The sequence below is a fragment of the Nonomuraea sp. K271 genome (genome assembly GCF_009908215.1).
GTDB lineage: Bacteria > Actinomycetota > Actinomycetes > Streptosporangiales > Streptosporangiaceae > Nonomuraea > Nonomuraea longispora.
In genome coordinates, this window is record NZ_JAAAHR010000058.1 from 22,564 (window position 1) to 48,098 (window position 25,535).

The window sequence follows — 25,535 nt, forward strand, 5'->3', positions numbered from 1 at the left end:
TGACGCTAGAACGCCCGGCACGCCATAGGAAGTACTTAATTCGTTGGGGCTGTCATAATGAATGCTTATGGCCAAGGATCTTGAGATCGCGTTGTTGCGCTCGTTCGTCACCGCCGTGCGGGCGGGCAGCATCAGCCGCGCCGCGACCGCGCTCGGGCACACGCAGCCCGCGCTGAGCCAGCAGGTGCGCAAGCTGGAGAGCGCCGTCGGCCACCCGCTGCTCCACCGTTCGCCGTCGGGCGTCTCGCCGACCCGGGCCGGCGAGGAGCTCCTGCCGTACGCCGAACGTATCCTCTCGCTGTCCGCGCAGGCGCTCACCGAGACCGGGCGCGCGCTCACCGGCCACTGCGGCGTCGGGCTGCTCGAGGACCTGGCCGCGTCCCAGCTGTCGCAGGTCCTCGCCGACCTGGCCCGGCTCCACCCCGGCGCGACGCTGGAGGTGCTCAGCGTCGCCGACGTCGCGATGCGGGAGGCGTACGACACCGGCCGGGTGCACCTGGTGCTCAACGAGGTGCCGGCCCTTCCCGGACCGCCGCGCTGGACCGTGCGCCGCCCGCTGGTGTGGGCCGTCGGCACGGGCGTGGACCCGGCCGCCCAACCGCTGCCGGTGGTGCTGTTCTCCAACCCGTGCTTCTGGCGTACGTCGGTGCTGGAAGCGATGGATCGCGCCGACCGGCCCTGGCGGGTGGCGTTCGAGAGCAACAGCCTGGTCGGCGTGCTCGCCGCCGTACGCGCCGGGCTGGGCGTCGCGGCGCTCATGCCCGCCAACCTCGAGCCGGGCATGGCCTGTCACGACGCGGACGCCCTGCCCGCCCTGCCGGACGTCGAGCTCGGTCTCGCGCGGCATCCGCGAACCGAGGGCGACCCGCTGACCGACGCCGTGGAGAGCGCGCTCCGGCGTACGATCTGAGCTCAGCCGGTGGCGGCGCCCCAGGTGAGTGAGAGGCCGGTGGCGGCGCGTTCGGTGCGGATCTCCATCATGCTGCCGAGGATGGTGGCATGGTCGGACACCACGGGCGTGGCGTCGAGCGTGTAGGTGATCCGGGTGCTGACCAGCACCGGGCTGCCCTGGGGCTCGTCAAGGTGGCGGGCGGCGGCGTCGTCGAGCAGGCCGGGCCTGACCACCTCGGACGCCCTGGCGACCGTCACGCCCGCGTCGGCGAGTGCCGTGTAGAGGCTGACGGCGGTGAAGTCGCGGTCGCGGATCCGGTCGGCCACCGGCCGGCGTACCCACGACACCTGGTGCACGGCGGGACGTCCGGCGAACTCGCGGACCCGCTCCAGCCGCAGGGCGGTGTCGCCGGGACGCAGCCGCAGCTCCGCGGCTATCCGGGCGGGAGCCCGGCGCACCGCCCGCCCGGCCACCGCGGTGCGTACGTCGTGACCCTGTTGGCGCAGGTCGTCGACCAGGCTGCGGAGTGAGTCGAGCTGATACGCCAGGTGGGGCGGGGCGACGAACGTGCCCTTGCCGGGCCGCTGCACGATCAACCTCTCGTCGCTGAGCTGACGCAACGCCTGGCGCAGGGTCATGAGGGTCACTCCGTAGGAGGCGCTCAGCTCCCGCTGCGGCGGCAGCGCCTCCCCCGGGGCGTAGTCGCCTGACCGGATCTTCGCGGCGAGGTCGGCGGCGATGGCGCGATATCTCGCCTCGTGCCCGGCGTCGGCGGTCATCGTGGTCGGTCACACTCCTGGTCGAGGGCTTTACGCAGGGTCGCGAGGAAGGCCCGGAGGTCGTCCGGCCCGGCCCCGTCGAGCACGCGCCGCATGACCGCGGCGCCGACCACCACGCCGTCGGCGTGACGGCGGGCTTCGCGTGCCTGGTCCGGGGTGGAGATGCCGAATCCTAGCAAGACCGGCCGGTCGGTGACGCGCCTGATCCGCTCGGTGAGCTGCGCCGCGGAGACGGCGAGGGCGGCGCGCTCGCCGGTGGTGCCCATCAGCGACACGGCATAGACGAATCCGCGGCTGCGGGACACGATCTCCGCCAGCCGGGGCTGGGGCGTCGCCGGCGAGGCCAGCAGGGCCGGCTCGATCCCGGCGGCGGCGGCCACGTCCGTCAGCTCGTCCGCCTCGTGCACCGGCAGGTCGGGCACGATCAGGCCGCCGACGCCGGCCCGGCGCAGCGCGGCGCAGAACGCCTCGGGGCCGTCGTGCAGCACCAGGTTGTAGTAGGTGCTCGCCACCAGCGGCACGCCCAGGTCCGCCATGCCGGACAGGTCGGCGAGGATGCGTCGGGTGCTCGCGCCCCGGACCAGCGCCGTCTGGCCGGCCTGCTGGATGGTGACGCCGTCCAGTGTGGGGTCGGAGAAGGGCAGGCCCACCTCGATCGCGTCGGCCCCGGCGTCGGCGAACGCCCGTAGGTAGTCGGTCCAGCCGGGCGTGATACCGCCGGTGACGTACGGCATGAGCAGGCCGCGGCCGGCGTCCCTGCGGGCGCGCAGGTGGCGTTCGACCGCGCCCGCGGTCATGGTCGGGTTCGTCACAGCAGCTCCTTCAGGGTCGAGACGTCCTTGTCGCCGCGGCCGGACAACGTCATGAGCACCGCCGATCCGGCGGGCAGGTCACCCTCGTCCGCCGCCCGGATCACCCAGGCGAGCGCGTGCGCCGATTCGAGTGCCGGGACGATGCCCTCGGTCCGCGCCAGCCGTACCGCCGCGCTGATCGCCTCGTCGTCGGTGACCGTGACGTAGCGGGCGCGGCCCAGGTCGCGCAGGTGGGCGTGCTCGGGGCCGACCCCCGGGTAGTCGAGCCCGGGGGCGATGGAGTGCGCCTCCGTGATCTGCCCGTCGCCGTCCTGCAGGAAAAGCGAGCGGCAGCCGTGCAGGACGCCGAGCCGACCGCGGGCGGCGCCGGCGCCGCCCTCCGCCTCGACGCCGACCAGCCGCGCCGGGGTGTCGGCGAATCCGGCGAAGGTGCCGGCCGCGTTGGAACCGCCGCCGACGCACGCGACCACGTGGTCGGGCACGCCGGTACGCAGCTCGGCCGCGCACTGCCCGCGGGCCTCGTCGCCGATGACCCGCTGGAACTCCCTGACCATCCACGGGTAGGGATCCGGCCCGATGACCGAGCCGATGCAGTAGTGGGAGTCACCGGTCGCGCCCACCCAGTGCCGCATGGCCTCGCTGGTGGCGTCCTTGAGCGTACGGCTGCCCGCGGTCACCGGGATCACCTCGGCGCCCAGCATGCGCATGCGGAAGACGTTCAGCTCCTGCCGCTCGATGTCGCGCTCCCCCATGAACACCGTCGCCTCCAGCCCGAGCAGGGCGGCGGCGGTCGCGGTGGCCACACCATGCTGGCCCGCGCCGGTCTCGGCGATCAGCCTGCGCCGTCCCATCCGGGTGGCCAGCAGGGCCTGGCCCAGCACATTGTTGATCTTGTGGGACCCGGTGTGGGCGAGGTCCTCGCGCTTGAGGTACAGCCGCACGCCCAGCGCCTCCGACAGCCGTTCGGCCGGAGTGAGCGGGGTGGGCCGCCCGGCGTGCGCGGCGAGCAGCCCCGCCAGGGCGTCGCGGAATCCGGGATCCGCCCAGGCCTCCCGGAACGCCTCGTCGACCTCGCGGCACGCTTCCACCAGGGACTCCGGCGCGTACCGGCCGCCGTACTCGCCGAACCGGCCCCCGACCCGGGGCCCGCCCATCGTCCCGTCCGGCGGGACCGGCTCGCGCCGCAGCGCCACGTCTCGCATACCGTGCTCCTTTTGTTCTATAACTCATGGAAGAGTTCTATAACAGTGAGTGTGACACGCGGGACGTGGGCACGCCACCATCGGGGCGTGCGGATGTCAGCGCTTGGGCCCGGTGGCGCGACGGTCGGTCGGGTGCGCGCACGCGACCGGCGATGTGCTGGGCCAGTCCGTTGACCAGGCCGCGCAGCTCGCGCTCCGTTGACGATGAGAGCTTGATTGACTCAAGTCCGCGTCACCCCTCACGCTCCGCCGGGCCGGGCGTGACGGCTGGCGCGGGTGACGCGGACTCGCGCCGCCGCCGGCGGGCCGTGGACGCCACGATGCCCTGGACGATGACGTATTCGGCCACGATCACGTTGATCAGGATGGAGGCCCACACGCTGGCGGTGTAGACGTCCTCGAAAGTCAGCCAGGTGTACTGCTTGCTCAGCACCATGCCGATGACCAGATAGACGCGCAAGGTGACCGCGGCGAACGTCAGGGCGTAGTTGCGGATCATCCAGATCCGGTGCAGCCGCGCCTCACCGCGGCGGATGCACCGGTAGGCCTGGACCAGTGAGTACAGCCAGGCCGCCGTGAGCACGTAGAACGCGACCTGGGCGGGGAACCCGCTGACCGAGAACGTCGCGGCGAAGAGCGCCGCAAGCGAGCCGCACACCACCGAGACCATGTAGACCCGGCCCGCGATCCGGTGGAGACGGGGATGGCGGTCGCGCAGCGGCGTGAGGAACTGCAGGGGGCCGATGAGCAGCGCCAGGCCGGACGGAACGGCGTGCACCACGAGCGACAGGAAATGGAGCGTCGCGTCCGGATTGATGGCAAGGTTGCTGTTGGCCGGGTCACCACTCAGGTACGGCGGCACGGCGAAGGCGGCGATGCCGATCGCGGAGACGGCCATCAACCCCCACAACGTCCGCCGGCGCCTGCCCATGGTCGAAGCGGTGGTCATGCAGACTCCCATGCTCGTAAGTGGTCACTCGACCGGCCGACAGGCTTCACCCGGTTGCTCATCGTGCCACGCTCCCGGACGACCGCGTACCGAACGCCGTACGGCCCCTCGGGGGTTCGACGGCCGCGAACGCGGTCCCCTACGGTGCTGCCATGGGATCACGCATCGGTGCGCTGATCGTGGACTGCCGCGATCCCGGACGGTGGGCCAGGTTCTTGGGTGAAGGCCCTCGACCGGGGCCACCCGCGTCGATGTGGGCCAGGGCGACTGCGCCTGGGCGGTGATGGCGGATCCGGAGGGCAACGAGTTCTGCGTACAGGATGCGCATTCGCCGCTGATCCGCGCGGAGTGGCTGCGGCGGTACGAGGCGTACCGGCCGGCCGGAGCCTGAGCCGCCCGCAGGGCCGGCCGAGGGCTGGGATTCGCCTCCCCCGCCCCGGGTACGGTGGCGCGGAGTCCTCACTGCTGGGAGCCGGTGACATCCGCGCGGCCGCCCCCGGCAGTTGTCACGCTGGGAGTGGAGTACGTCGATGGCATGCCGTATCAGTGAACTCGTGCTCAAGTGCCACGACCCCGAGATGCTGGCGCGCTTCTGGTGCGAGGTCCTGGACTTCACAGTGCTGCAAAGTGAGGAGGACGGCATCGAGATAGGGCCGCGCGACGGGTTCGGCGGCCCGCAGCCGACGATCATCCTCAGCCGCGACGACGAACCGCAGACCGGGGTGCTGCGGCTGCACATCGACGTCAACGCCACCGACCGCGACCAGGATGCCGAGCTCGAACGCCTGCTGGCCGCGGGAGCCGTACCGGTCGACGTCGGTCAGACCGGGGAGGAGCCCTGGCACGTGCTCGCCGATCCGGAGGGCAACGAGTTCTGCCTGCTCAGGACACGCCTCAAGCCGCTCTGACGGACGGCGTCGCGACCGGTTCCCGCTCCTGGCGCGGGAATGCGGACAGTGATGAGTTTCTGGTCGTGCGCAGGGTGGGACAGACCTCGCATGGACCCCATGTGGGATGTGGTGATCGTAGGAGCGGGACCAGCGGGCTCGGCGGCGGCGCTACGCGCCGCGCAACTACGGCCGCGGGCGCGCGTGCTCCTGCTCGACAGGGCGGACTTCCCCCGTGACAAGCCGTGCGGCGACGGCATCGCCGCCCACGGGCGCGACGAGCTGGCTCTGCTGGGGGTGCCCGCGCTCATCGACGACTACCGGCCCACGCCGCGCCTGACCGTGGTCTCGCCGGGCGGCGTGCGGGTCTCCGCCGAGGCCGCGCGGCCCAATCACGTGGTGCCGCGCCGGGTGTTCGACGCCCGGCTGGTGGCCGCCGCGCGGGACAGGGGCGTCGAGGTACGCAGGCACCGTGTCAGGGATCTCGTCCCCGACGGATCCGGGGTGGTGATCGACGGCCGGCTGCGGGCCCGTACGGTGGTGGCGGCCGACGGGGCCGGCTCGGTCGTGCGCCGCCTGATCGGCCTGGCGCCGGCCGCCGAGGAGCACACCGCCATCGCCGTGCGCGGCTACGCCGACGTGCCCGAGGATGACGATGTCCAGCTCATCGCCATGCAGAAGGCGGGCTGGCCGGCCTACGCGTGGTCGTTCCCCATCGGCGACGGCACCGCGAACATCGGCTTCGGCATGCTGCTCCCCCGGCTGCGCGCGGCGGGGGCACCCGGACGTCAGGTGCTGCACGGCCGGCTCGCCGAGTTGCTGCCCGGTCTGCACCCCCGTGAGCTTCGTGCCCACCACCTGCCGCTCTCGACCGGTCGGCCGGCGCCCGGCGCTGGACGGGTCCTGCTCGCCGGTGACGCGGCGGGGCTGATCAACCCGCTCACCGGCGAGGGCATCTACTACGCGCTGCTGTCCGGGCGGCTGGCGGCCGAGGCCGCGGTGGAGTCGCCGGACGATCCGCTGGCGCTGTACCGGAGCAAGGTGCGCCGGGCGCTCGGACGGCATCTGCGGACCACGGACGTGCTGGCCCGGCTGGCCCAGTCCCCCGGCTTCATCGACGCGGCGATCGAGACCGCCGCCCATCGCAAGGAGGTGTTCGACCTGCTGGTGGAGGTGGGGCTCGGGGCCGGGACGGTGCCCGCCCCGCTCGCGCTGGCCGTGGGGATGCGGTGGCTGCGCGGATCCCTGCGCGCGGGCCGGTCCGCGACGCGGGTCACCCCGTGAGGGAGGCGCCCTCGGCGATCAGGAGGACCACGTCCACCGCCGCCACGGCGACGGCGGTGACGAACGGCACCCGCGCGGACCTGGACGCCGCCGACACCCCCGTGGCCGAGAGGACGAACGCGGCGGCCACGGCCGCAAGGCCCGCAACGCCGGGAGCGCCTTCGGGGCCGAGGACGAGCAGGAGGGTCGCAACCAGCAGCGGTACGGGGATCAGAAGGCGAACGCGGGAGGCGCCCATGCGCTGCGGCCAGCCGCGTACGCCGGTGTCCAGGTCGCCCTCGATGTCCGGCAGCACGTTGGCCAGATGAGCGCCCACGCCGAGCAGCGCGGCGGCCAGGACCGCCCACCACGCGGGCCAGGGTTCGCCGGGCAGGCCCAGGGTCACGAAGGCCGGCAGCACGCCGAACCCGACCGCGTACGGGGCCCATGACAGGAGTGTCGCCTTCAGCCCGAGGTCGTACCCCCAGGCCGCCAGCACCCCGGCGAGGTGCAGCGCGCCCGCCCGCCAGCCGGAGGCCAGCGACAGCGGCACGCAGCAGGCCAGCGCCACGAGAGCGGCGATGCGGACGGCACGCGCGCTGACGGTGCCGTCCGCGACGGGTTTGCCCGCACGCCCGGCGGCCGCGTCCCGCTGGGCGTCGAGCGCGTCGTTGCACCAGCCGATCGAGAGCTGCCCCGCCAGCACGGCCGCCCCTGCCAGCACGCACCCCGCCGCGTCGCGCCCCGTGGCCACGGCCAGCGCGGTGACCAGGGCGGTCACCGCCACGGTCGGGCCGGGATGGCACGCGCGCACCAGCCCGCGGGCGGGCCGCCACGGCCCGTCGCGCACGACGGCGGCGGCCGCGGGGTCGCGGTCCCTCACAAGCCGATCGTAGACCGGGCGGCCGCCGCCGAGAATCCCGCGCCCGGTGTGGCTTAAATGACCAGTGGGACGGGAAACGTGCGAAGCAGGAGTTGCCGGCCGCCCAGGGAGAGCTGCATGACCCGTATCGCCGCAGTCCGTTGTGCTTTCCCTCCTCACCGGTACGCGCAGTCCGAGCTCACCGACATGGCCGCCCGCGTGTGCCTGCCGGAGAACGGCGACCGGCGGCTCCTCGACCGCCTGCACCGCAGCGCCCGGGTGGACTACCGCAATCTCGCCCTGCCCATCGAGCGGTACGAGAAGCTCAACGGCTTCGGCGCCGCCAACGACGCCTTCATCTCGGTCGCCGTGGACCTCGGGCTGGAGAGCGTGAAGGCCGCCCTGGACGCGGCCGGGCTGGAGCCGACCGAAGTCGACCTGATCATGTTCACGTCGGTGACGGGCATCGCCGCGCCCTCCATCGACGCCCGGCTGGCGGCGGCGCTCGGCCTGCGGCCCGACGTCAAGCGGGTGCCCGTCTTCGGCCTGGGCTGCGTGGCGGGGGCGGCGGGCATCGCCAGGGTCCACGACTACCTGCGGGGCTGGCCGGAGCACGTGGCCGTGCTGCTGTCGGTGGAGTTGTGCTCGCTCACGGTGCAGCGGGGCGACTCCTCCCCCGCGAACCTGGTCGCCAGCGCATTATTCGGCGACGGCGCGGCGGCCGTGGTGGCCTGCGGCGGCGGGCGCGGAACGGCCGGTCCCACTGCCGGCCCCACCGTGGTGGCCACGCGCAGCCACCTTTATCCGGGCTCCGAGCACGTCATGGGATGGCGGGTGCGCGACACCGGGTTTCAGGTGATGCTGGACGCGAGCGTCCCGGAGGTCGTGCGGCGCTACCTGCCCGGCGACGTGCACGGCTTCCTGGCCGAGTACGGCGTGACGGCGGAGGAGGTGACGGCGTGGGTGTGTCATCCCGGCGGGCCGAAGGTGCTCGAAGCCGTGTCGGACGTGCTCAGCCTGCCCGTGGGAGCGCTCGACGTGACGTGGCGTTCGCTGGCGGCCAACGGCAACCTGTCCTCGGCCTCGGTCCTCCACGTGCTGGGCGACACCCTCGCCACCCGGCGGCCCGAACCTGGAACCTGGGGCCTGATCATCGCCATGGGGCCGGGCTTCTGCTCGGAACTCGTTTTGATCCGCTGGTGACCGCGCCCATGACCCGAACGCTGGTGGCTGCCTTATGATCTGGTACCTGGTGCTCGTCCTCCTGGTCGGCCTGGAACGCGTGGCCGAGCTGGTCGTCGCCCGGCGCAACGCCGCGTGGAGCATGGCGCGCGGCGGCGTCGTCAGCGGGCAGGGCCACTATCCGTGGATGGTGGCCCTGCACACCGGGCTGCTCGTCTGCGCGCCGCTGGAGGTCGCGCTGGCGGATCGGCCCTTCCTGCCCGCGCTCGGCTGGCCGATGCTGGCGCTGGTCGTGGCGGCCCAGGGGTTGCGGTGGTGGTGCATAGCCTCGCTCGGGCCGCGCTGGAACACGCAGGTGATCGTGGTGCCGGGCCTGCCGCTGGTGACGCGCGGCCCGTACCGGTTCGGGTGGCTGCGGCATCCCAACTACGTGGCTGTGGCGGTCGAAGGGCTCGCGCTGCCGCTGGTGCACACGGCCTGGGTGACGGCGCTGGCGTTCACGGTGCTCAACGCCGTGCTGATGGTGGTGCGCATCCGCTGCGAGAACGCGGCTCTCGCGTCCGCTTCGGAGCGGTGACCGCGTGATCGACGTGCTGATCGCGGGCGGCGGCCCGGCGGGGCTGGCGACGGCCGTGCACGCCGCGCTGGCGGGGATGGAGGCGGTCGTCGTCGAGCCGCGGGCCTGTCCCGTGGACAAGGCGTGCGGCGAGGGCGTCATGCCGGGCGGTGTGGCGGCGCTGGCGGCGATGGGGGTGGAGGTCGAGGGGCGCGAGTTCCGCGGCATTCACTACCTCGACGGCCGGCGTGAGGTGCGGGCCGCGTTCTCCGCTGCGCCCGGCCTGGGCGTACGCCGTACGCACCTGCACTCCGCGCTCGCGCGGCGAGCCGCCGAGCTGGGCGTCAAGACCGTCACCGGCAGGATCACGGACGTCTCGCAGGACCGGGACGGCGTGGAGGCCGCCGGGCTGCGGGCCCGCTGGCTGGTCGCCGCCGACGGGCTGCACTCGCCGCTGCGCCGCTCGCTCGGCCTCGACCTGCCCGCGCGCGGTCCCCGCAGGTACGGCCAGCGCCGGCACTACAGGATCGAGCCGTGGACCGACTTCGTCGAGGTGCACTGGTCGAACGCGGGCGAGGCGTACGTCACTCCCGTCGCCGCCGACCTGATCGGCGTCGCGATACTCAGCTCGGTGCGGCGCGGCTACGACGAGCACCTGCGCGGCTTCCCCGGCCTGACCCGCCGTCTGCGCGGCCCGGCCGTCACCGTGGTGCGCGGCGCGGGCCCGCTGCGCCAGGCCGCGCGTTCCCGCCGTGCGGGGCGTGTCCTGCTGGTCGGGGACGCGGCCGGCTATGTGGACGCGCTCACCGGCGAGGGTGTCTCGCTGGCGGTGCGCTCGGCCGAACTGCTGGTCAGGTGCCTGGTCGAGGAGCGGCCGGAGGATTACGACGGCGCGTGGTCGCGGTTGTCCCGCACGCACCGGCTGCTGACGGGCGCGCTGGTGCAGGCCGCGCGCCGCGCCGGCACGGCCCGGCTGGTGGTGCCCGCGGCCCGCAGCCTGCCCGGCCTGTTCACGGGCATCGTCCGGATGCTCGCCTGACCTCTCAGGGGGCGTGGCGCGCGTCGCGGCACAGGTCTCGCCTCTCGGACACCTGCTCCAGCCCTGCCGACCGGTAGGTGGCGACGGCGCCGACGTTGGAGCTCGGCGTGTACACGACCACGCTGGACGAACCCAGCTCCCGCAGCGCGCGTGCCCCGGCCATGGTGATCGCCCGGCCGTAGCCGTGGCCGCGGTGCTCCCGGTGCACTCCCATCGGTTCGATCAGCCCCATTCTGCCCACACCCGCCGACCACACGATCACGACCGCCACCATCTCGCCCCGCTCGTCGCGTACGGCCAGGCACCGCGCGCCGGCATACGGAACGCCTGCCGCCATCGCGTGCCAGCGCTCGTCAGTGGACGTCGACCCGCCGAACGACGCCCGCAGGGCCGCGACCCACTCGCGCGCCTGCTCCGACCCGACCACCTCGATGTCGACGCCGGGATCCGGCACGGGGGCGCCGAGGTCGCGCCGGAGCAGCGTCCACGGCTCGCCACTCTCCCAGCCGTCCTCGGACAACACGTCCCGGATCAGCGCACTCATCGGCGCTTCGAGGGAGACCTTGCCCTCGGGCAGCACACCACGCCCCGACACGTCGCGCGCCACCTGCCGCGCGAGCTCCTCGTCGCGCAGCGCCCGCGGCGCGAACGCCAGCCGCAGCAGGTCCGCACCGTCCAGCAGCCCGACCGCGAGGATCTCCCCGGCCCGGCTCCAGGTCCGCGTGGCCTGCGCCGTACGCTCCGCGCCGAAGCGCCAGTACCAGCCCACATCTCCCGGATGCAGTTGCACGGGCACGGTGTCGTCCTGCCATTTCTCCAACGCCCGCACCACGTCACCGAGCCCGTCGGCCGACGGGCCGCCCATCTCGACAGCCATCGCCCGATCAAACACCACTCCGGCGGGCGCGGGCATCCCAATTACGGGCGGGCGCCCGCTTCCGTCGTCCCGGTTGTTCGGCACCCGCAGTTTTAAGGTACGCTCCCGTCACCATCGGAAAATAGCGTTGGAGCTTACACAGAAGGTTCAACGATACAGTTCAAGGAATGACAGCCTCGATCCGGAATGCCGTGCGTCCCTTCACCGGCGGTGCCCTCGCCTCGCTCCTGCCCACGGCCACCCGCCTGCTAGGTCTCGGCGAGCCCACCCACGGCGTCGAAGCCTTCCCCGAACTGCGCAACGAACTCTTCCGACACCTCGTCGAACACAGGGGCTACCGCTCCATCGTCATCGAGAGCGACTGCCTGGCGGCCCTGGCCGCGGACGCGTACGTCGCCGACGGCATCGGCACCCTCGACGACGCGATGAGCCGCGGCTTCAGCCATGGCCTCGGCGCCTCACCCGCCAACCGCGAGCTCCTGCGCTGGATGCGCGCCCACAACGAGCAGCGTCCGCCGCACGAGCGGCTTCGCTTCTACGGCTTCGACGGCCCTCTGGAGATGACCGGCGCCGCCAGCCCCCGGCCGGCATTGACCGCGCTGCACGACTGTCTCTCCGCCCACCTCGACCTGGCCTGGAGTCGCGAGACCCTCGGCGAACTGCTCGGCCCCGACGGGCGCTGGACCAACCCGGCCGTCATCACGGATCCCACCCAGTCCGTCGGCCGCACGCCTGAGGCCGGAGCGCTACGCCTGATCGCCGATGATCTGCGCGCGCTGCTCACCGCGCACACTCCTCACCTGACGGCCGCCATCTCCCCTGACGGCTGGTGGCGCGCCGACCTGTACGCCCGCACCGCCGCCGGGCTCTTGCGCTACCACGCCGGCATGGCCGACGCCGCGACCACCCGCGTCGGCACGCTGATGTGCCTGCGCGATGCGATGATGGCCGACAACCTCGACGCCATTGTGGCCCGCGAGGCCCGTCGCGGCCCCACCCTCGTCTTCGCCCAGAACAGCCACCTGCGGAAGGACAAGAGCAGCTGGCTGTTGCCGGAGGGCTGGGGCCCTCTGGCGGGCCGGACACTGGAGTGGTGGAGCGCCGGGGCCATCATCGGCACCCGCCTCGGCGACCAGTACGCCTTCGCGGCCACCACCTTCGGCACCCGCGGCTCCGACGTCCCCAAGCCTGACACCCTCGAAGGGCTGCTGTCGGCCCTCCCCGATGCTCGCGCGGTCGTCGATCCCGTCCGCCTCGCCACGGTCCTCGACCGGAAGCCGACGCCCCGCGTCCCGGCCGACCACACATACTTCCCCCTCGACCCGGACAGCACCGACCAGACCGACGCCATCGTGTTCCTCAAGGACATCTGAGCCACCCTTGGGCCAGGACGTCCGTTCCCGGGGCACGGACCGCCTTCAGCCGAGCGGCGGGTGCTGCCCGGTCAGGCACGTACCGGTCCGCAAACGTCTGTGCTCCTTGGCGGACCAGCGCCGCGTACTCCCGGATCGCGGGCAGCGGCATGCCGGAGGCTCGGAGCCGGGAGCACAGGTGGAGGCCTACCAGGTCACCCGCAGCGCGTGCAGGCCGTACACGATGCTGAAGACCCGGTAGTCCACCCGCTCGTGCGGATCGGCCAGGGCGAGGCCGGGGAAACGCCGCAGCAGTGCGGGGAAGGCGATGCGCATCTCCATCCGCGCCAGCGGCGCCCCGAGGCAGTGGTGCACGCCGTGGCCGAAGCCGACATGACCGGCGGCTTCCCTGGTGATGTCGAGGGTCTCGGGATCGCCGGTCAGGGCGGGGTCGCGGTTGGCGGCGGGAATCGAGAGGATCACGAGCGAGCCGGCGGGAATGACCTGCCCGGCGATCTCCACCTCCGCCATGGTGGTGCGCGGCGGCAGCCCGTTCACGATGGACAGCCAGCGCATCAGCTCCTCGACGGCGGGCTCGATCCGCGCGGGGTCGTCGCGGATCATGGCGACCTGGTCCGGGTGCCGCAGCAGGGCCAGGGTGCCCAGGCCGAGCATGTTCGCAGTCGTCTCGTGCCCGGCCAGCAGCAGCAGCTTCGCGATACCGGTGAGCTCGTCGGCGCTGAGCTCGTCGCCGTGCTCACGCACCAGCATGCCGAGCAGGTCCTCGCCCGGGTTCGCCCGCGCGCGGGCGGCCAGGCCCGCCATGTAGGCGTGATCCTCCCGCTGCGCCGCGAGTCGCTGCTCCGCCGGCAAGGACGTGTCCAGCAGGCGCACGGAACGGGCGTGGAACTCGGCGCGGTCGGCGTACGGCACACCCAGCAGCTCGCAGATCACCAGCGACGGCACCGGCAACGCGAAGTGCTTCACCAGATCGGCCGGCTTTCCCGCCCGCTCCAGATCGTCCAGCGCCTCCTGGACGATCTCGGTGATCCGCGGCTCCAGCCGGCGCATCCGGCGTACCGTGAACTCCGGCGTGAGCATCCGGCGCAGGCGGGTGTGCTCGGGCGGGTCGAGCCCGATCAGCTGCCCGGCCTGCATCTTGGCCCGCTCCTCGGCGTCCATTTGCCCGATTTCCGGGAACGGTGTGCGGGCGCTGCTGAACCGGACGGGGTCCGACAGCACCTGCCGGACGTCCTCGTGGCGGCAGACGAGGTACGCGGGCAGGCCGAACGGCGTGTCCACCCGCACCACACCCTCGCGGTCGCGGGCCAGGGCCAGTTCCTCGACCGGGTCCATCCCGTCGCGCCGCATGAACAGCGGCGCTTCCAGCGCTTGCGTCATCTTCTGACCATCCATTCTGTGGTGCCGGCTCCCTCGCCGTCCTACCTGTCCGACAAGACAGCGCGCCGAACTGTGAGGCCGGCGCGTCGCCTCACATTCCGCGGTGTCGCGTTGTCGGACCGGTGAGGGAGCGATCATCGCCGGCCCCATCCGGGCCGCGTGTCCCGAACACCTGCCGAGACCGAGAAGGGAATCGTCGCCATGTCCGGATTTCACGCACGTCACAAGGTCGTCGTCATCGGAGGCGGCTACGCCGGCACGCTCGCGGCCAACCACCTGCGGATGCGTTCCGACGTCGACGTCACCATGGTCAATCCCCGCCCCGAGTTCGTGGAACGCATCAGACTGCACCAGTTCGTCGCCGGCACCGGCGAGGCCACGGCCGGCTACGGCACGCTGCTCGGTGCGGACATCCGGCTGGTCGTCGACAGCGCGGAGCACATCGACACCGTGGCCCGCGAGGTGCGGCTGGCCTCGGGCGGCGCGATCGAGTACGACTACGTCATCTACGCGGTCGGCAGCACCGGGGCCATACCGTCGTCGGTGCCCGGCGCGGCCGAGTTCGCGTTCGACATCGCGGAGCTGGAGGCCGCGCGGCGGCTGCGCGCCCGTCTGGACGACGTGCCCCTCGGCGCCCCGGTCACCGTGGTCGGCGGTGGGCTGACCGGCATCGAGACGGCCGCCGAGCTGGCCGAGCGGGGACGCAGGGTCACGCTGGTCTGCGGCAGGACCCTGGCGCCGTCGCTGAGCGAGCCGGGCCGCCGGTCCGTGGCCAGGTGGCTGTCCCGGCACGGCGTCACGGTGCTGGAGGAGACCGCGGTGAGCGAGGTCGGGCCGGACGAGGTCGTCTTCGCCGGCGGCGGGACGGGGGCGAGCGCACTGACGGTCTGGGCGGCCGGTTTCGGTGTGCCGCAACTGGCGGCGGCGAGCGGGCTGCGTACCGACGCGCTGGGCCGGCTGCTCACCGACGAAACGCTGACCAGCGTCGGCGACGGCCGCATCGTCGCGGCCGGGGACGCCGCTTCGCCGTCGGGCCGGCCGCTGCGGATGAGCTGCTACGCCGCCGGGCCGCTCGGGGCGCAGGCCGCCAACACCGTGATGAGCCGCATCGCCGGCACCGATCCGGTGGCGATCACCCTGGCCTTCACGGGGTCGTGCGTCAGTCTCGGCAGGCGTGGCGGCGTGCGGCAGTTCGCCCGCAAGGACGACAGCGCGATGAACGTCTACTTCGACGGCCGCATGGCCGCGGCGTACAAGGAGATGACCTGCAACCTCGCGGTGCGCAGGATCCGCCGTGAGGCTCGCGTGCCCGGCTCCTACAAGTGGTTCAGGGGCGGCCGGCGTGCCGGGCGGCCGGCCATCGCCGCGCGGGCGACGTGAGCGGATGATTCCGGTCCGGGCGTCGCCGGTCAGGAGGTCCGGCGGGGCGGGGTGCAGTCAGGGCCGTCGCGCCACAGGGTGCGGCGGTACCGGCAGCGAGATGGCCGGCGTACAGGGCGACCTTCTGCTGGATCACGCCGAGCGCCTCCTGCAGGTCGGCCACCTGCTGCTGCACTCTGGCCTCGTGCCGGCGCAGGATGTCGAGGCGTTCGGTCTCGGTGCCCGGCCCCTCGCGCACGAGCCGCCGCTCATGCCCGAGTACGACCGGACACCGGCGGGTGACACCAGGCGAGCCCTCGCGGACGGCACCTTCCGCCTGGACAACGACCCGGAGAAGATCATCCGCGCAGGTGATCGACCTGGTGGACGGCGGTGAGACGCCTCCGCGGCTGCCGCTCGGCTCCGACACCTACCACGACGTGCGGAAGTCTCTCGTGGCGCGCCTCGCCGAACACGACGCGCACCGGGAGGTCGCCCTGTCCGTCGTCCGCGACGACCTCATGACCTCGGGGTAGCCCGGCCCCCGCGCGGTCGGCTCGCGGGGCGTGCGGACGACGCGAACGCCTCGGTGAGATGGGCCGTCAGGCGGGCCGGCGCGTCCTCCTGGAGGAGATGGCCGGCTCCCTCGATCCAGTGGAGCTCGGCGTGCGGGATCTTCTCGTGCAGCCAGCGGGCGTGCTCCGGGGGAAGGATACGGTCCTCACGGCCCCACAGGAGGCGCACCGGCACCGAGATGCCGCCCAGCAGCTGCTCGTACCCGGCCGTGTCCGCCTGCCTGATCTGGCTGTACTGGCGGTAGAACGCGGCCTGCCCCTCAGCGCCCCGCCACGGCTCCAGGAAGGCGTCGAGCACTCCTGGCCGCAAGCCGGCATGGGTGGCGTGGCGCAGGTGCGCGGCCACCAGCGCCTCGTGGGCGTAGCCGGGCAGCTGCCGGAAGACCTCCGTCTGCTGGAGGATGAGCTGGAAAAGCCCTCTTTCCCACTGGCCGCCGCTCACCGCGTCGAAGAGGGTGAGGTCACCGTAGTCCGCTCCTTCCAGCAGCAGCGCCCGCAGCGCGACCGCCCCGCCGATGTCGTGGGCGACCACGCTGGGGCGCGACAGGTCCCAGTGGTCCAGCAGCCGCCTGAAGGTCCTGGCATGTGCCACCAGGCTGAGGTCCTGGCCTTCGTGGCGGTCCGACCGCCCGAACCCGAGATGGTCGAAGACGAAGACCCTGCGGGTCAGGGCGAGCGCCGGTGCGACATCCCGCCACAAGAAGGAGGAGTACGGGGTGCCGTGCACGAGCACCACCGGGTCGCCGCGACCCATGACCGCCCAGCGCACGGCCCCGTCAGGCGTCTCGAATGCCTCGTCCAGCGTCCAGTCCACGACCGCCTCCTGTCACGTCGCCTCCTGGGCGCCATCCCCTCAGACCGGGCGGTTATGCCGTACCGCCGCCCTCATCGCGTGCGGTAGGCGTCGACCAGGTCGTCGCCGTAGGGGTCCCGCCCGGTTCCGGTGGCGGCGGGAGCGGAGATGGCGGCCTTCACGCCCCAGCTGTACCGGGTGGAGACGGAGGCTCCCTCGAGCCGGTGCCCGGAGCCCGTCCGCCAGACGGTCTGCACCGTGATCGGCCTGCCCGTGCGGTCGGTGCTGATCCCCCACATGAAGGAGATCTCGCCGACGCGCGGGTCGAGCCGGCCGCCGAGCATGTGGCGGAACGGTTTGGAAGCGCGGAACAGCGCGGCGAAGGTGGTCGTGCCACGGTAGGACCAGGTCTTCCTGATCTGGCGGTCGTCGGCGTCGTGGACGGCTCCGCCGGCCCGGTCGACGGTCGCCGTGCCGAGGAGGAAGGTCAGGGTGCCGACGTCGAAGGCGTTGATGATCTGATCGCCGTAGAGTGCCGATCCGGCGGGCGCCGTGCCGCGTTCGCGCCATCCGGAACCGCCGTACGCGGGTCCGGAGACGTAGAGGCGGCCGCCGGCCGCGCGTACGCGGTGCACCGCCGAGGCGATCTTGACCTGGTCGGCGGCACGCCGGTCGCCTTTCGCCGCGTCCTGCTTCAGGAAGCGCAGCGGGCACGTGCGGATGCTCGCGCTACGCCTGACGTCGGCGGCCACCACGCCGCCGGGGCCGAGCCTGGCCAGGCCGGTCACCACGGGCGCGTCGGCCCGTCGATTGCAGTGTTCGGTGGGTAACGCCTCCGCCCGCGGATCCTGTGGCCATCCTGCCTTGGCCCTCTGGTGGATCTTCATTGCGGCCCGCTGGCTCTGGAGTCGTTTCACGGCCCCCACCACGTCGACCGCGGTGGCGTGTGCGGGGGCGGGCATGACGGTCAGTCCGAGGACGAGCGCCGGTATCGTGTGCCATCTCATGATCGGTGATCATGTCATGTTCACCGGGTCAGGTCCTGCAGTCCGACGACCCGCAGCAGTTCCAGCCGTTCGTACGAGTCGCTGCCCGGCCGGGCGGTGTAGATGATCAGGCGCTGGTCGTGCTCCGGGTTGGCCAGCACCTCGCACTCCAGTTCCAGCAGGCCGACGACCGGGTGCACGAACCGTTTGACGTCGTTGCGGCGTACGGAGACCTGGTGGGCGTCCCACAGCTGCGAGAACTCCTCGCTGCGGGCGCGCAGCCGGCGTACGAGCCGGGCCAGCCGCGCGTCGTCCGGGCGGCGGGCGAGGGTGGCGCGCAGGTCGCCGACCGCCGCGCGGGCGGTGCGGTCGTGGTCCCCGGCGGGGAAGAGCGCCCGCGCGGCGGGGTCGGTGAAGTAGCGCCAGGCGACGTTGCGGTCCGCCTGCGGAAGGACGGACGCGTCACCGTACAGTGCCTTGGCCATCGCGTTCTGGGCGAGGATGTCGCCGCGGTCGCTCAGCACCTGGGCGGGGGTGTCGACCAGCCGGTCGAGGACGAGGAGCAGGCCGGGGCGGACGTGTTCGGTGGCCGGCCGGTCCCCGCGCGGTGGATCCTCGCCGGCCAGGTGGAACAGGTGGTCCCGCTCGTCGCCGGTCAGCCGCAGCGCGCGGGCGACGGCGGCGAGCATCTGGCGGGACGGGCGCGAACCTCTCGCCTGCTCCAGCCGCGTGTAGTGGTCGGTGGACATGCCCGCCAGCTGCGCCACCTCCTCGCGGCGCAGCCCCGGGGTGCGGCGCCGCGTGCCCTGCGCCAGACCGACGTCGGCAGGGGTGAGCCGGGTACGGCAACGTCGCACGAAATCGGCCAGGTCGGTTCTGTCCACCCCTTCACCATGCCGCGGACGACGTGGCAGAGCCAGGGACGGCCCGTCCCCGGATAAGGACGTCTCTCCCGCCGCCGTCCGCGGCGAACCTACCGGGGCGTCAGCACGCAGAACTCGTTGCCGTCGGGATCGGCCATCGCCACCCCGCCCGCCTCGCACGGGCCGGCGCCGATGCGCGTCGCTCCGAGGCTGGTCAGACGGTCGACCTCCGCCTGCTGGTCCCCGTGGGCGGGCGGGGCGAGGTCGAAGTGCAGCCTGTTCCTGCCGGTCTTCGGCGCCACCGGAGGGCCGCCCCACGTGATCTTGGGGCCGCCGTGCGGCGAGCGGATCGCCGTCTCCTCATCCTGGTCCCAGACCAGCGGCCAACCCAGCGCCTGGCTCCAGAAGCAGCCGACCTCCCGCGTGCCGTCGCACGACAGCGCGCCGATGAATCCGCAGTCGGCGAGGAACCGGTTGCCCGGCTCGATCACGCACAACTCGTTGCCTTCGGGGTCGGCGAGCACCACGTGACCCTCCTCGGGGCGCTGCCCGATGTCGATGTGGCGCCCGCCCAGCGCGAGCACCCTGTCCACCGTCTCGCGCTGGTGGTCCGGGGACGTGCTCGTCAGGTCGAAGTGGATCTGGTTCTGGCCGGTCTTCTTCTCCTGCGACGGCAGGCAGCGGATGCGGAACCCGGTGTCTTCGTCCGGCAGGAGCACGATGCCGTCGCGCGGGTCACCGGCCATCTCCCGGCCCAGCACCCCGGCCCAGAACCGCGCGAGCCCGGGCGGGTCGCCCGCATCGATGCAGAGCGCGACGAGTTGAGCGACCATCAGCGGTCTCCCGTCTTCCGACCCGCGGGGCGGGTCGCCCGGCGTGTGACGGCAGCAACGTTAACCCACCCGGGACGGGCGATGCGACCGTATTTCAGGTCCGGGTGCCGGTGCCGTACAGCCGCCGCTAGCGGCCGGGTTTTGCCCAGGTCAGCGAATATCGGCGGAGCACGTGCCGGCGGTAGCGCACGCCGGGCAGCAGTCGCCTCGCCGCGGCCCGCACCTGCCCGTAGCCCATCTGCGGGTCGGCGACCGGCATGCCCTCCGGGCCGTGCGCGCGACGCAGTACTTTGGCGATCCGCACGACGGGGGCGGCCGCGATCTTCACTGCCCACTCCGACGGGGTCGTCTCGCGGGCCAGGCCGACCACCACGAGCGTGCCGCCGGGGCGCAACATCCGGCGCATGCGGGTCAGGGCCGCCTCGAAGTCCATGTGGTGGATCGCAGTTACCGAGCAGATGAAATCGTAGCCCTCGGCGGGGAGGCCGGCGGTGAGGAAGTCACCTTCGACGAAGGTGACTTCCTGGTGGCCGGCGGCGAGTTCACGGGCGCGGGCGATCATCGGCGGCGAGTTGTCGATGCCGGTGACACGCTTCGCCCGCTCGCTCAGCTTCCGCACGAGCAGTCCGTCGCCGCAGCCCACGTCCAGCGCATCGCCGCATCCCTCGGGGACGGCCTGGAGGATGCCGGGGTGCCGGGCGACGTTGGTGTTCCAGTAGGGCTTCAGGTCGGCCTGACGCATCGGATCATCATAGGTCTCAGCGCCGCCGGCCTCAGCGTTCGCGGGCCCGGAGGTAGGCGTCCAGCTCGGCGGCGCCCTGCAGCATGGCCCGGCCCCGGGCGGACAACCGGGCCTGCCATTCGCGCAGGGTCGACTCCAGCGGGGCGACGCCTCCGGCCGAGCGCACCTGAGCGATCAGTGGGGCGATCTGCTCCAGCAGGTAGCCGCCCCGGCGCAGCTGGTGGGCCAGCCGGGCGTCCCGTACGTCGGCCGCGCTGTAGACCCGGTAGCCGGTCCGCGGATCGCGGCGCGGCCGGACCAGCCCGGCGTTCTCCCATTTGCGCAGGGTTGCGGGGCGGATGCCGAGCCTACTGGCCAGGGGACCGATGAACGTGTCGCCGCGCTCCTGCGGCACGGGCGCCAGGTCGCGCAGCGCCGCCTCGACAGCCTGGAGGGTGCGGCGGTCGTCGAGGAGCTGGCCGTGGCTGTCGTCGATGAGCCGCAGCGCGTCGTCGACGGCGCCCCGGTTGACCGCCTGCATGATCGACGTGGCCGTCGGGTGGCCGTGGCCCGGCACGAGGGCGACGAACGCGCGCAGGGCGTGGGCGTGCAGCGGCGCATAGGTGCGGTAGCCGTGGACGGTGCGCTCGGCGGCGGGCAGGATGCCGGCGTCCTCGTAGTTTCTGACCGCCTGGGTGGACAGGCCGTGCTCGCGCGCCAGGTCCACCGGCCTCATGAATGCACCACCGATTGAAGCTCCACCGAGCTGTAGCTGGAGTGTTTCGGGGAAAGTCTACACCGAAAGTTCAACGATACCGTTGAACGTATGGACATCAAGGACATCGCCCGGCCCGTCGACGGCGCGGGTATCTCGGCCTTCCTCCGGTCGCTTCCCGCCCAACCTCTGCTCCTCGGCCTGGGCGAGGCCAGGCACTTCGTGGGTGAGCTGGGCGAGGTGCGCAACGAGATCTTCCGGCATCTGGTCGAGCACGAGGGCTACCGGTCGTTCGCCATCGAGAGCGACTGCCTCGGCGGCCTCCTGGTCGACGACTACGTCACGACGGGTGCGGGCACGCTCGACGACGTCATGGAGCGCGGCTTCAGCCACGACTTCGGCGTGTTCCCGGCCAACCGCGAGCTCGTACGCTGGATGCGGGCGTACAACGAGGAGCATGAGGCGAAGGTCAGGTTCTTCGGGTTCGACGGCCCGCTGGAATACTGGGCGGCCAGCCCGCGTGAGCCGCTCACCGCCCTCCACGCCCTCCTCGACGGCCCGTTGCCGTGCACCAGGGAGACGCTCGACGCGCTGCTCGGCCCGGACGAGCGGTGGTCGAACGAGGCCACGGCCATGGATCCGTCCCAGTCGATCGGCCGGTCGGCCGACGCCCAGCGGCTGCGGCTGATCGCCGACGAGCTGGTGGCGCTGCTCGACACGCAGGCGCCGCGGCTGAGCGCGAAGGAGCGGGAGCGGGCGGAACTGTACGGGCGCACCGCCACCGGCCTGCTCCGCTACCACCACTGGCTGGCCGACGCGTCCCCGGCGCGGTGGACCCGCCTGTCGGCCCTGCGGGACGCGATGATGGCGGCCAACCTGGGCGCCGTCGCCGAGCACGGCCCCGCCCTGGTCTTCGCCAGCAACCTCCACCTGCGGCGCGACAAGAGCTTCATGTCGTTCGGCGACCAGGTGCTGGAGTGGTGGAGCGCGGGCGCGATCACGGCGACCCGGCTGGGCGACCGGTACGCCTTCCTGGCCTCGGCCTTCGGCGTGGTCGGCGACGACGTTCCGCACCCCGGCACAGTCGAGGGAGTCCTGTCCACGCTCCCGTGGGAGCACGCCCTCATCGACGCCCGCCGCCTGACCGAGGCCGTCAAAGGGGCCGCCCAGCGCGATTCCCGTGATTTCGCCTATTTCCCGCTCGCCCAGGACCAGCTCGACACGATCGACGCAATCGTCTTCGTCAAGCAGGCCGTACAACTGGATTGGCCCGGCCGCGCGCCCAACGCAGACGCCTGACCAGGCTCAGCAAAGGATGATCGTTGGTTGGCTCAGCCAGACGATCAGGAACAGGGCCGCATTCGTGTGCCATCATCCGATCGACTTCACCGACAGGGGCGATCCAGCCAGGGCACCGATCGGGGTGTTCGAGTACAAGGCCGACAACAGCTCCTTCCGCCTCGCCCACATACTCGGCGAAAGGCCCGCCTGAGGGCGGCTCCTGGAGGCGCGTGACATGCGCCGGTAGGGCCGGCGTTGCCGCGTCGTACGCCGGGACGCCGCGCTTGCGGCGGGCAGGGGACGCCTCGCATCGGTGACCCGCCCGGCCTATGGACGCCCGCCGCGTGGCGTGACCAGCCCGGCCTCGTACGCGACGATCACCGCCTGGGCCCGGTCGCGCACGCCGAGCTTGGCGAACAGGTCGCTCACCCGGTTCTTCACCGTCGACATCGACAGCTTCACCTCCTCGGCGATCTGCGCGTTCGACAGGCCCCGCGCGATCAGTTCCAGCACCTGCACCTCGCGCGCGCTCAGCACGGACAACTCGGCAGGCGTCACGGCCGTACGCGGGCGGGCCGGGCGCACGAACGTGCCGATGAGGCCGAGCAGCAGCCGGGGCGCCACCGTCGCCTCGCCCCGGTGCACGATCCTGATGCCCTCGATCAGTTCCTCCGGCGACACGTCCTTGGGCAGGAAGCCGGACGCCCCTGCCCGCAGCGCCGCGACCACGTGCTCCTCCAGGTCGAACGTGCTCAACGCCAGCACCCTGACCTCCGGCAGCTCGCACACGATCCGCTCGGTGGCGGCCACCCCGTCGAGGTCCGGCAGGTGCAGGTCCATCAGTACGACGTCGGGACGCAGGTCGTGGCTGAGGCGTACCGCGTCGTGCCCGCCGGCCGCCTCCCCCACCGTGGTCAGGTCGGGCGTGGTGTCGAGCAGCAGGCGCAGCCCGACGCGGACCACCGCGTGGTCGTCCACGAGCAGTACTCTGATCACATCGTCTCCGGCAGCGGGATGCGGGCGTGTACGGTGAAGCCTCCCCCAGGCGAGGGCCCGGCACGGATCTCGCCGCCGCACAATGACACCCGCTCGGCCATCCCCGCCAGCCCGAACCCGGGCCTCACGGCGCCGGACCGCGACCGCCCCTCATCGTTGATCTCCAGCTCGACCAGTTCGGGCAGGTACGCCAGCCGCACCCGTGACCGGGCCCCCGCCGCGTGCTTGCGCGAGTTGGTGAGCGCCTCCTGGGCGATGCGGTAGAGCGCGTGGTCGACGGTCGTCGGCAGGCCGACGGCCTGGCCCTGCACCTCCAGCGTCGCGTTGCCCGACGCCTCGACCAGCTCTGGCAGCCGCGCCACCCCGACGCCCGCCTGGTTCTCGATCGGCTCGCCGTCGGTACGCAGCACGTCCAGCAGGCGGCGCATCTCCGTCATCGCCTGGCGCGCGGTCTCCTCGCCCGTGCGCAAGGCCGAGCGGGCGCGGTCGGGGTCGGCAGGGATCGTCCGCCTGGCCACGCCCATGTAGAGGCCGACCACGCTGACGTGGTGGGCGATCACGTCGTGCAGTTCGCGGGCGATGCGCCGGCGTTCCTCGCGTACCGCGTTCTCGGCGATCTGCTGGGCGCGCCGCTGGGACAGCTCCGCGCGCAGACGCACGGCGTACCCGGCCGCCACCGCGGACGCCGGGGCGAGCGCGAGGGGCAGGGCCGTCGCCAGCGGGGCGAGCGCGAACGTCGGGTGGAGGACGACCAGGCCGCCGGCCACGGCCAGCGCCGCCGTGACGATCGAAACCGGCGGCGAGCTGTGCCGGCCCACCGCGTACAGGGGGCGATGAGCATGGCGCTGACCGGCGCGTCGTACGTGGGCGGCTGGACGCCCACCACGTAGAGGACGCCGACGAGCCCGGCCACGACGAAGGGGTAACGCCGCCGCACCACCATGAGCCCCGCGGCCCCCACCGCGATCAGCACCACCTTGGGGCCCACCCCCGCATAGGGATAACCGAGCAGTTCCGCCGCCAGCACCACAGCGGCGGTCGCGGCGTCGCCCGCCCAGGGACGGCTCATCCAAGCCTTGACGATCATTCCTTCACCGCACCCCCGCGGCCGCCGCCCGCCGCGCATCCATCATGCCCCGTCCACGGACCGGGGTGCGCGGGCGACGGCGTTCTGGCGGGCCCGGTCACGCCGCCCGCCGGGTCCCCCTCACCGCGATGTGGGTGATCTCCGTCAGGGTGCGGCTGCCGGGCCGCAGGTAGCCGTGGTGGCGGGTGTCGCCGCCGTCGACGACTCGCGCGCCGAACCCCGCTTGTACGGGGTCGGCGCCGAACCCGAACGGCCCGATGAGCAGGCCGGCGCGCAGGACGTCGTCGTTGCGGCCGAGCATCGCCCAGATCCGCGCCGGCGTACGTAGGTCCGACGCCTTCCCGACGCCCAGGCCCGGGCTGCCGACGACGATGAGGTCGCGCACCGGCGAACCCCCCGCGACGGCGCGGGCGCACACCACCGAGCCGTAGCTGTGGCAGACGAGGCTGATCCGCAGGTGCCGCGGCAGCCGGTCGATGAGGGGCCGCAGCCGTCCGGCGCCCCTGTCGGCAGGCCAGACGGTGACGATCTCCGGGTGGGCGAGGCTCGGTGTGTCGTAACCCAGCCAGCCGATCACCGCGGTCCCCGGACCCAGGGTCGCGGCCTCGTCGTGGAGCGCGTGGGCCGCTCGCCCGGGACTCTCCGGGGAGTCGTCGAACGCGGCCAGGCTCTGCCCCGAGCCCGGCACGTAGACGATGACCCTGCGCGCGCGGGCCAGATCTCCCACGACCTCGATCGCCTGGCCGTCGCCCTCGCGGCTCAACGCCAGGAACCGGCGGCCCTGCCAGGCGTACCGGTCGTAGGTGTCCTGCAGCGCCTGGGCGGTGAAGGCCGCGGGCAGGGGCAGCTCGGCCGCCACCGGCCGGCAGGCGGCGGCCGTTCCGGCGGCGAGCGCGGCCGACAACGCCACCGTCCGCGCGAGCCGCGCCCCGGGGCCACACGCCGACGGCTTCCGGCTCCGTGCTCGCCCGCCTGCAGGAGCTGGCGCGCGGGCGGCGGTCCCCACATGTTCGTACACGGTGACGGCGTACGGGCGCGCCGGGTCGTCGTACGGGTGCTCGCCCACCTTGCGCAGCGACGGGTCGGCGTCGAGGTGGCGGTAGAGGCGGCGCGCCTCCGGCCATTCGTGCACCAGGACCAGGACCGCGCCCGGGGCCATGAACGAGCGCAGCCGCGACAGGACCAGGCGCAGCCGCCGGCCGCGGCCCGCGTAGTAGAGCGTCTCCGCGCAGATGACCAGGTCGAAGACGCCGTCCGGAGCCTCGGTGAGGAC

General features: G+C 72.8%; 28 protein-coding genes and 1 pseudogene. 13 read left to right on the forward strand and 16 right to left on the reverse strand.

Features of this window, described 5'->3' with window-relative positions; genetic code table 11:
- Positions 1-67 precede the first annotated feature (67 nt).
- Entirely contained in the window at positions 68-910 is an 843-nt protein-coding gene (locus tag GUY59_RS21030) for a LysR family transcriptional regulator (RefSeq protein WP_138201508.1), read from the forward strand.
- Between the two features lie 2 nt (positions 911-912).
- Here GUY59_RS21030 and GUY59_RS21035 read toward each other — a convergent pair whose 3' ends face one another.
- The 4 genes from GUY59_RS21035 to GUY59_RS21050 all read right to left on the reverse strand — a co-directional run bounded on the left by GUY59_RS21035 (position 913) and on the right by GUY59_RS21050 (position 4,634).
- A complete protein-coding gene (locus GUY59_RS21035) occupies positions 913-1,671 on the reverse strand; it encodes a GntR family transcriptional regulator (protein WP_138201509.1) in 759 nt (252 codons plus the stop codon).
- Positions 1,668-2,483 (reverse strand): tryptophan synthase subunit alpha, encoded by an 816-nt coding sequence (gene trpA, locus GUY59_RS21040; protein ID WP_138201510.1) that lies wholly within the window; start codon positions 2,481-2,483, stop codon positions 1,668-1,670. Before trpA ends, GUY59_RS21035 begins: the two co-directional genes overlap by 4 nt.
- Positions 2,480-3,685, reverse strand: a complete 1,206-nt coding sequence (gene trpB / locus GUY59_RS21045) for a tryptophan synthase subunit beta (protein ID WP_236667354.1) — start codon at positions 3,683-3,685, stop codon at positions 2,480-2,482. The genes trpA and trpB overlap by 4 nt, the downstream gene beginning before the upstream one ends.
- 232 nt (positions 3,686-3,917) lie before the next feature.
- Positions 3,918-4,634 (reverse strand): DUF2306 domain-containing protein, encoded by a 717-nt coding sequence (locus GUY59_RS21050; protein WP_201761137.1) that lies wholly within the window; start codon positions 4,632-4,634, stop codon positions 3,918-3,920.
- 244 nt (positions 4,635-4,878) lie between these two features.
- Between GUY59_RS21050 and GUY59_RS21055 the strand changes: the two are divergent.
- The 3 genes and pseudogenes from GUY59_RS21055 to GUY59_RS21065 form a co-directional block, all read left to right on the forward strand.
- Positions 4,879-5,025: pseudogene (locus GUY59_RS21055) on the forward strand (hypothetical protein); the annotation flags it as partial.
- 139 nt (positions 5,026-5,164) lie between these two features.
- Positions 5,165-5,542 carry a VOC family protein gene (locus GUY59_RS21060; RefSeq protein ID WP_138201512.1) on the forward strand — a complete coding sequence of 126 codons (378 nt, stop codon included), beginning with the start codon at positions 5,165-5,167 and terminating at the stop codon, positions 5,540-5,542.
- Positions 5,543-5,641: 99 nt separating this feature from the next.
- Positions 5,642-6,805 (forward strand): NAD(P)/FAD-dependent oxidoreductase, encoded by a 1,164-nt coding sequence (locus GUY59_RS21065; protein WP_236667355.1) that lies wholly within the window; start codon positions 5,642-5,644, stop codon positions 6,803-6,805.
- On the opposite strand, the gene GUY59_RS21070 is transcribed toward GUY59_RS21065, so the two are convergent.
- Complete coding sequence (locus tag GUY59_RS21070; protein ID WP_138201514.1) at positions 6,795-7,667, reverse strand: UbiA family prenyltransferase; 873 nt, start codon at positions 7,665-7,667, stop codon at positions 6,795-6,797. The genes GUY59_RS21065 and GUY59_RS21070 overlap by 11 nt on opposite strands.
- 117 nt (positions 7,668-7,784) lie before the next feature.
- Between GUY59_RS21070 and GUY59_RS21075 the strand changes: the two genes are divergently transcribed.
- From GUY59_RS21075 to GUY59_RS21085, 3 genes are read left to right on the forward strand one after another with little or no spacing between them, the layout of a single operon-like run.
- Positions 7,785-8,849 carry a type III polyketide synthase gene (locus tag GUY59_RS21075; RefSeq protein ID WP_138201515.1) on the forward strand — a complete coding sequence of 355 codons (1,065 nt, stop codon included), beginning with the start codon at positions 7,785-7,787 and terminating at the stop codon, positions 8,847-8,849.
- 34 nt (positions 8,850-8,883) lie between these two features.
- Entirely contained in the window at positions 8,884-9,405 is a 522-nt protein-coding gene (locus GUY59_RS21080; RefSeq protein ID WP_138201516.1) for an isoprenylcysteine carboxyl methyltransferase family protein, read from the forward strand.
- A gap of 4 nt (positions 9,406-9,409) precedes the next feature.
- Positions 9,410-10,423 carry an NAD(P)/FAD-dependent oxidoreductase gene (locus GUY59_RS21085; RefSeq protein WP_138201517.1) on the forward strand — a complete coding sequence of 338 codons (1,014 nt, stop codon included), beginning with the start codon at positions 9,410-9,412 and terminating at the stop codon, positions 10,421-10,423.
- A 4-nt stretch (positions 10,424-10,427) separates the two neighbouring features.
- Here GUY59_RS21085 and GUY59_RS21090 read toward each other — a convergent pair whose 3' ends face one another.
- Entirely contained in the window at positions 10,428-11,300 is an 873-nt protein-coding gene (locus tag GUY59_RS21090) for a GNAT family N-acetyltransferase (RefSeq protein ID WP_138201518.1), read from the reverse strand.
- Positions 11,301-11,467: 167 nt separating this feature from the next.
- Here GUY59_RS21090 and GUY59_RS21095 point away from each other — a divergent pair, with 167 nt between their 5' ends.
- Positions 11,468-12,673, forward strand: coding sequence for an erythromycin esterase family protein (locus GUY59_RS21095; protein WP_138201519.1), 1,206 nt, complete (start codon positions 11,468-11,470; stop codon positions 12,671-12,673).
- A gap of 186 nt (positions 12,674-12,859) precedes the next feature.
- Here GUY59_RS21095 and GUY59_RS21100 read toward each other — a convergent pair whose 3' ends face one another.
- Positions 12,860-14,053 carry a cytochrome P450 gene (locus tag GUY59_RS21100; protein ID WP_138201520.1) on the reverse strand — a complete coding sequence of 398 codons (1,194 nt, stop codon included), beginning with the start codon at positions 14,051-14,053 and terminating at the stop codon, positions 12,860-12,862.
- A 201-nt stretch (positions 14,054-14,254) separates the two neighbouring features.
- Here GUY59_RS21100 and GUY59_RS21105 point away from each other — a divergent pair, with 201 nt between their 5' ends.
- From GUY59_RS21105 to GUY59_RS47585, 3 genes are all read left to right on the forward strand, one after another.
- Positions 14,255-15,433 carry an NAD(P)/FAD-dependent oxidoreductase gene (locus GUY59_RS21105; protein ID WP_132337774.1) on the forward strand — a complete coding sequence of 393 codons (1,179 nt, stop codon included), beginning with the start codon at positions 14,255-14,257 and terminating at the stop codon, positions 15,431-15,433.
- Between the two features lie 100 nt (positions 15,434-15,533).
- On the forward strand, positions 15,534-15,809 hold the full coding sequence (locus GUY59_RS47580; RefSeq protein ID WP_201761138.1) for a hypothetical protein: 276 nt from the start codon (positions 15,534-15,536) through the stop codon (positions 15,807-15,809).
- Complete coding sequence (locus tag GUY59_RS47585; RefSeq protein ID WP_201761139.1) at positions 15,784-15,948, forward strand: hypothetical protein; 165 nt, start codon at positions 15,784-15,786, stop codon at positions 15,946-15,948. The genes GUY59_RS47580 and GUY59_RS47585 overlap by 26 nt, the downstream gene beginning before the upstream one ends.
- On the opposite strand, the gene GUY59_RS21115 is transcribed toward GUY59_RS47585, so the two are convergent.
- From GUY59_RS21115 to GUY59_RS21140, 6 genes are all read right to left on the reverse strand, one after another.
- On the reverse strand, positions 15,932-16,801 hold the full coding sequence (locus GUY59_RS21115) for an alpha/beta fold hydrolase (protein ID WP_171055406.1): 870 nt from the start codon (positions 16,799-16,801) through the stop codon (positions 15,932-15,934). The two genes, GUY59_RS47585 and GUY59_RS21115, sit on opposite strands and share 17 nt — an antisense overlap.
- A gap of 71 nt (positions 16,802-16,872) precedes the next feature.
- A complete protein-coding gene (locus tag GUY59_RS21120) occupies positions 16,873-17,787 on the reverse strand; it encodes a hypothetical protein (RefSeq protein ID WP_138201521.1) in 915 nt (304 codons plus the stop codon).
- Positions 17,788-17,807: 20 nt separating this feature from the next.
- Positions 17,808-18,650, reverse strand: coding sequence for a helix-turn-helix transcriptional regulator (locus GUY59_RS21125; protein WP_138201522.1), 843 nt, complete (start codon positions 18,648-18,650; stop codon positions 17,808-17,810).
- An 89-nt stretch (positions 18,651-18,739) separates the two neighbouring features.
- Positions 18,740-19,462: a VOC family protein gene (locus GUY59_RS21130; RefSeq protein ID WP_138201523.1), complete on the reverse strand. Its 723-nt coding sequence runs from the start codon at positions 19,460-19,462 to the stop codon at positions 18,740-18,742.
- 127 nt (positions 19,463-19,589) lie between these two features.
- Positions 19,590-20,204, reverse strand: coding sequence for a class I SAM-dependent methyltransferase (locus GUY59_RS21135; RefSeq protein ID WP_138201524.1), 615 nt, complete (start codon positions 20,202-20,204; stop codon positions 19,590-19,592).
- Positions 20,205-20,235: 31 nt separating this feature from the next.
- Positions 20,236-20,919 (reverse strand): TioE family transcriptional regulator, encoded by a 684-nt coding sequence (locus GUY59_RS21140; protein ID WP_138201525.1) that lies wholly within the window; start codon positions 20,917-20,919, stop codon positions 20,236-20,238.
- Positions 20,920-21,009: 90 nt separating this feature from the next.
- Between GUY59_RS21140 and GUY59_RS21145 the strand changes: the two genes are divergently transcribed.
- Entirely contained in the window at positions 21,010-22,197 is a 1,188-nt protein-coding gene (locus tag GUY59_RS21145; RefSeq protein ID WP_138201526.1) for an erythromycin esterase family protein, read from the forward strand.
- A 16-nt stretch (positions 22,198-22,213) separates the two neighbouring features.
- Positions 22,214-22,390, forward strand: coding sequence for a hypothetical protein (locus GUY59_RS21150; RefSeq protein ID WP_161714638.1), 177 nt, complete (start codon positions 22,214-22,216; stop codon positions 22,388-22,390).
- Positions 22,391-22,506: 116 nt separating this feature from the next.
- On the opposite strand, the gene GUY59_RS21155 is transcribed toward GUY59_RS21150, so the two are convergent.
- From GUY59_RS21155 to GUY59_RS21165, 3 genes are all read right to left on the reverse strand, one after another.
- Entirely contained in the window at positions 22,507-23,175 is a 669-nt protein-coding gene (locus GUY59_RS21155) for a response regulator (protein ID WP_138201527.1), read from the reverse strand.
- On the reverse strand, positions 23,172-23,993 hold the full coding sequence (locus tag GUY59_RS21160; protein WP_161714639.1) for a sensor histidine kinase: 822 nt from the start codon (positions 23,991-23,993) through the stop codon (positions 23,172-23,174). The genes GUY59_RS21155 and GUY59_RS21160 overlap by 4 nt, the downstream gene beginning before the upstream one ends.
- 366 nt (positions 23,994-24,359) lie before the next feature.
- The coding region (locus GUY59_RS21165) for an alpha/beta hydrolase (RefSeq protein WP_161714640.1) at positions 24,360-25,535 on the reverse strand (1,176 nt) is incomplete at its 5' end.

Bases quoted from the DNA above. Each gene is read 5' to 3' on its own strand.
- GUY59_RS21030 (WP_138201508.1), top strand. From the start codon at position 68: ATGGCCAAGGATCTTGAGATCGCGTTGTTGCGCTCGTTCGTCACCGCC.
- GUY59_RS21035 (WP_138201509.1), bottom strand. From the start codon at position 1,671: ATGACCGCCGACGCCGGGCACGAGGCGAGATATCGCGCCATCGCCGCC.
- trpB (WP_236667354.1), bottom strand. From the start codon at position 3,685: ATGCGAGACGTGGCGCTGCGGCGCGAGCCGGTCCCGCCGGACGGGACG.
- GUY59_RS21050 (WP_201761137.1), bottom strand. From the start codon at position 4,634: ATGACCACCGCTTCGACCATGGGCAGGCGCCGGCGGACGTTGTGGGGG.
- GUY59_RS21060 (WP_138201512.1), top strand. From the start codon at position 5,165: ATGGCATGCCGTATCAGTGAACTCGTGCTCAAGTGCCACGACCCCGAG.
- GUY59_RS21065 (WP_236667355.1), top strand. From the start codon at position 5,642: ATGTGGGATGTGGTGATCGTAGGAGCGGGACCAGCGGGCTCGGCGGCG.
- GUY59_RS21075 (WP_138201515.1), top strand. From the start codon at position 7,785: ATGACCCGTATCGCCGCAGTCCGTTGTGCTTTCCCTCCTCACCGGTAC.
- GUY59_RS21080 (WP_138201516.1), top strand. From the start codon at position 8,884: ATGATCTGGTACCTGGTGCTCGTCCTCCTGGTCGGCCTGGAACGCGTG.
- GUY59_RS21090 (WP_138201518.1), bottom strand. From the start codon at position 11,300: ATGGCTGTCGAGATGGGCGGCCCGTCGGCCGACGGGCTCGGTGACGTG.
- GUY59_RS21095 (WP_138201519.1), top strand. From the start codon at position 11,468: ATGACAGCCTCGATCCGGAATGCCGTGCGTCCCTTCACCGGCGGTGCC.
- GUY59_RS21100 (WP_138201520.1), bottom strand. From the start codon at position 14,053: ATGACGCAAGCGCTGGAAGCGCCGCTGTTCATGCGGCGCGACGGGATG.
- GUY59_RS21105 (WP_132337774.1), top strand. From the start codon at position 14,255: ATGTCCGGATTTCACGCACGTCACAAGGTCGTCGTCATCGGAGGCGGC.
- GUY59_RS47580 (WP_201761138.1), top strand. From the start codon at position 15,534: ATGGCCGGCGTACAGGGCGACCTTCTGCTGGATCACGCCGAGCGCCTC.
- GUY59_RS21120 (WP_138201521.1), bottom strand. From the start codon at position 17,787: ATGAGATGGCACACGATACCGGCGCTCGTCCTCGGACTGACCGTCATG.
- GUY59_RS21130 (WP_138201523.1), bottom strand. From the start codon at position 19,462: ATGGTCGCTCAACTCGTCGCGCTCTGCATCGATGCGGGCGACCCGCCC.
- GUY59_RS21135 (WP_138201524.1), bottom strand. From the start codon at position 20,204: ATGCGTCAGGCCGACCTGAAGCCCTACTGGAACACCAACGTCGCCCGG.
- GUY59_RS21140 (WP_138201525.1), bottom strand. From the start codon at position 20,919: ATGAGGCCGGTGGACCTGGCGCGCGAGCACGGCCTGTCCACCCAGGCG.
- GUY59_RS21145 (WP_138201526.1), top strand. From the start codon at position 21,010: ATGGACATCAAGGACATCGCCCGGCCCGTCGACGGCGCGGGTATCTCG.
- GUY59_RS21150 (WP_161714638.1), top strand. From the start codon at position 22,214: ATGATCGTTGGTTGGCTCAGCCAGACGATCAGGAACAGGGCCGCATTC.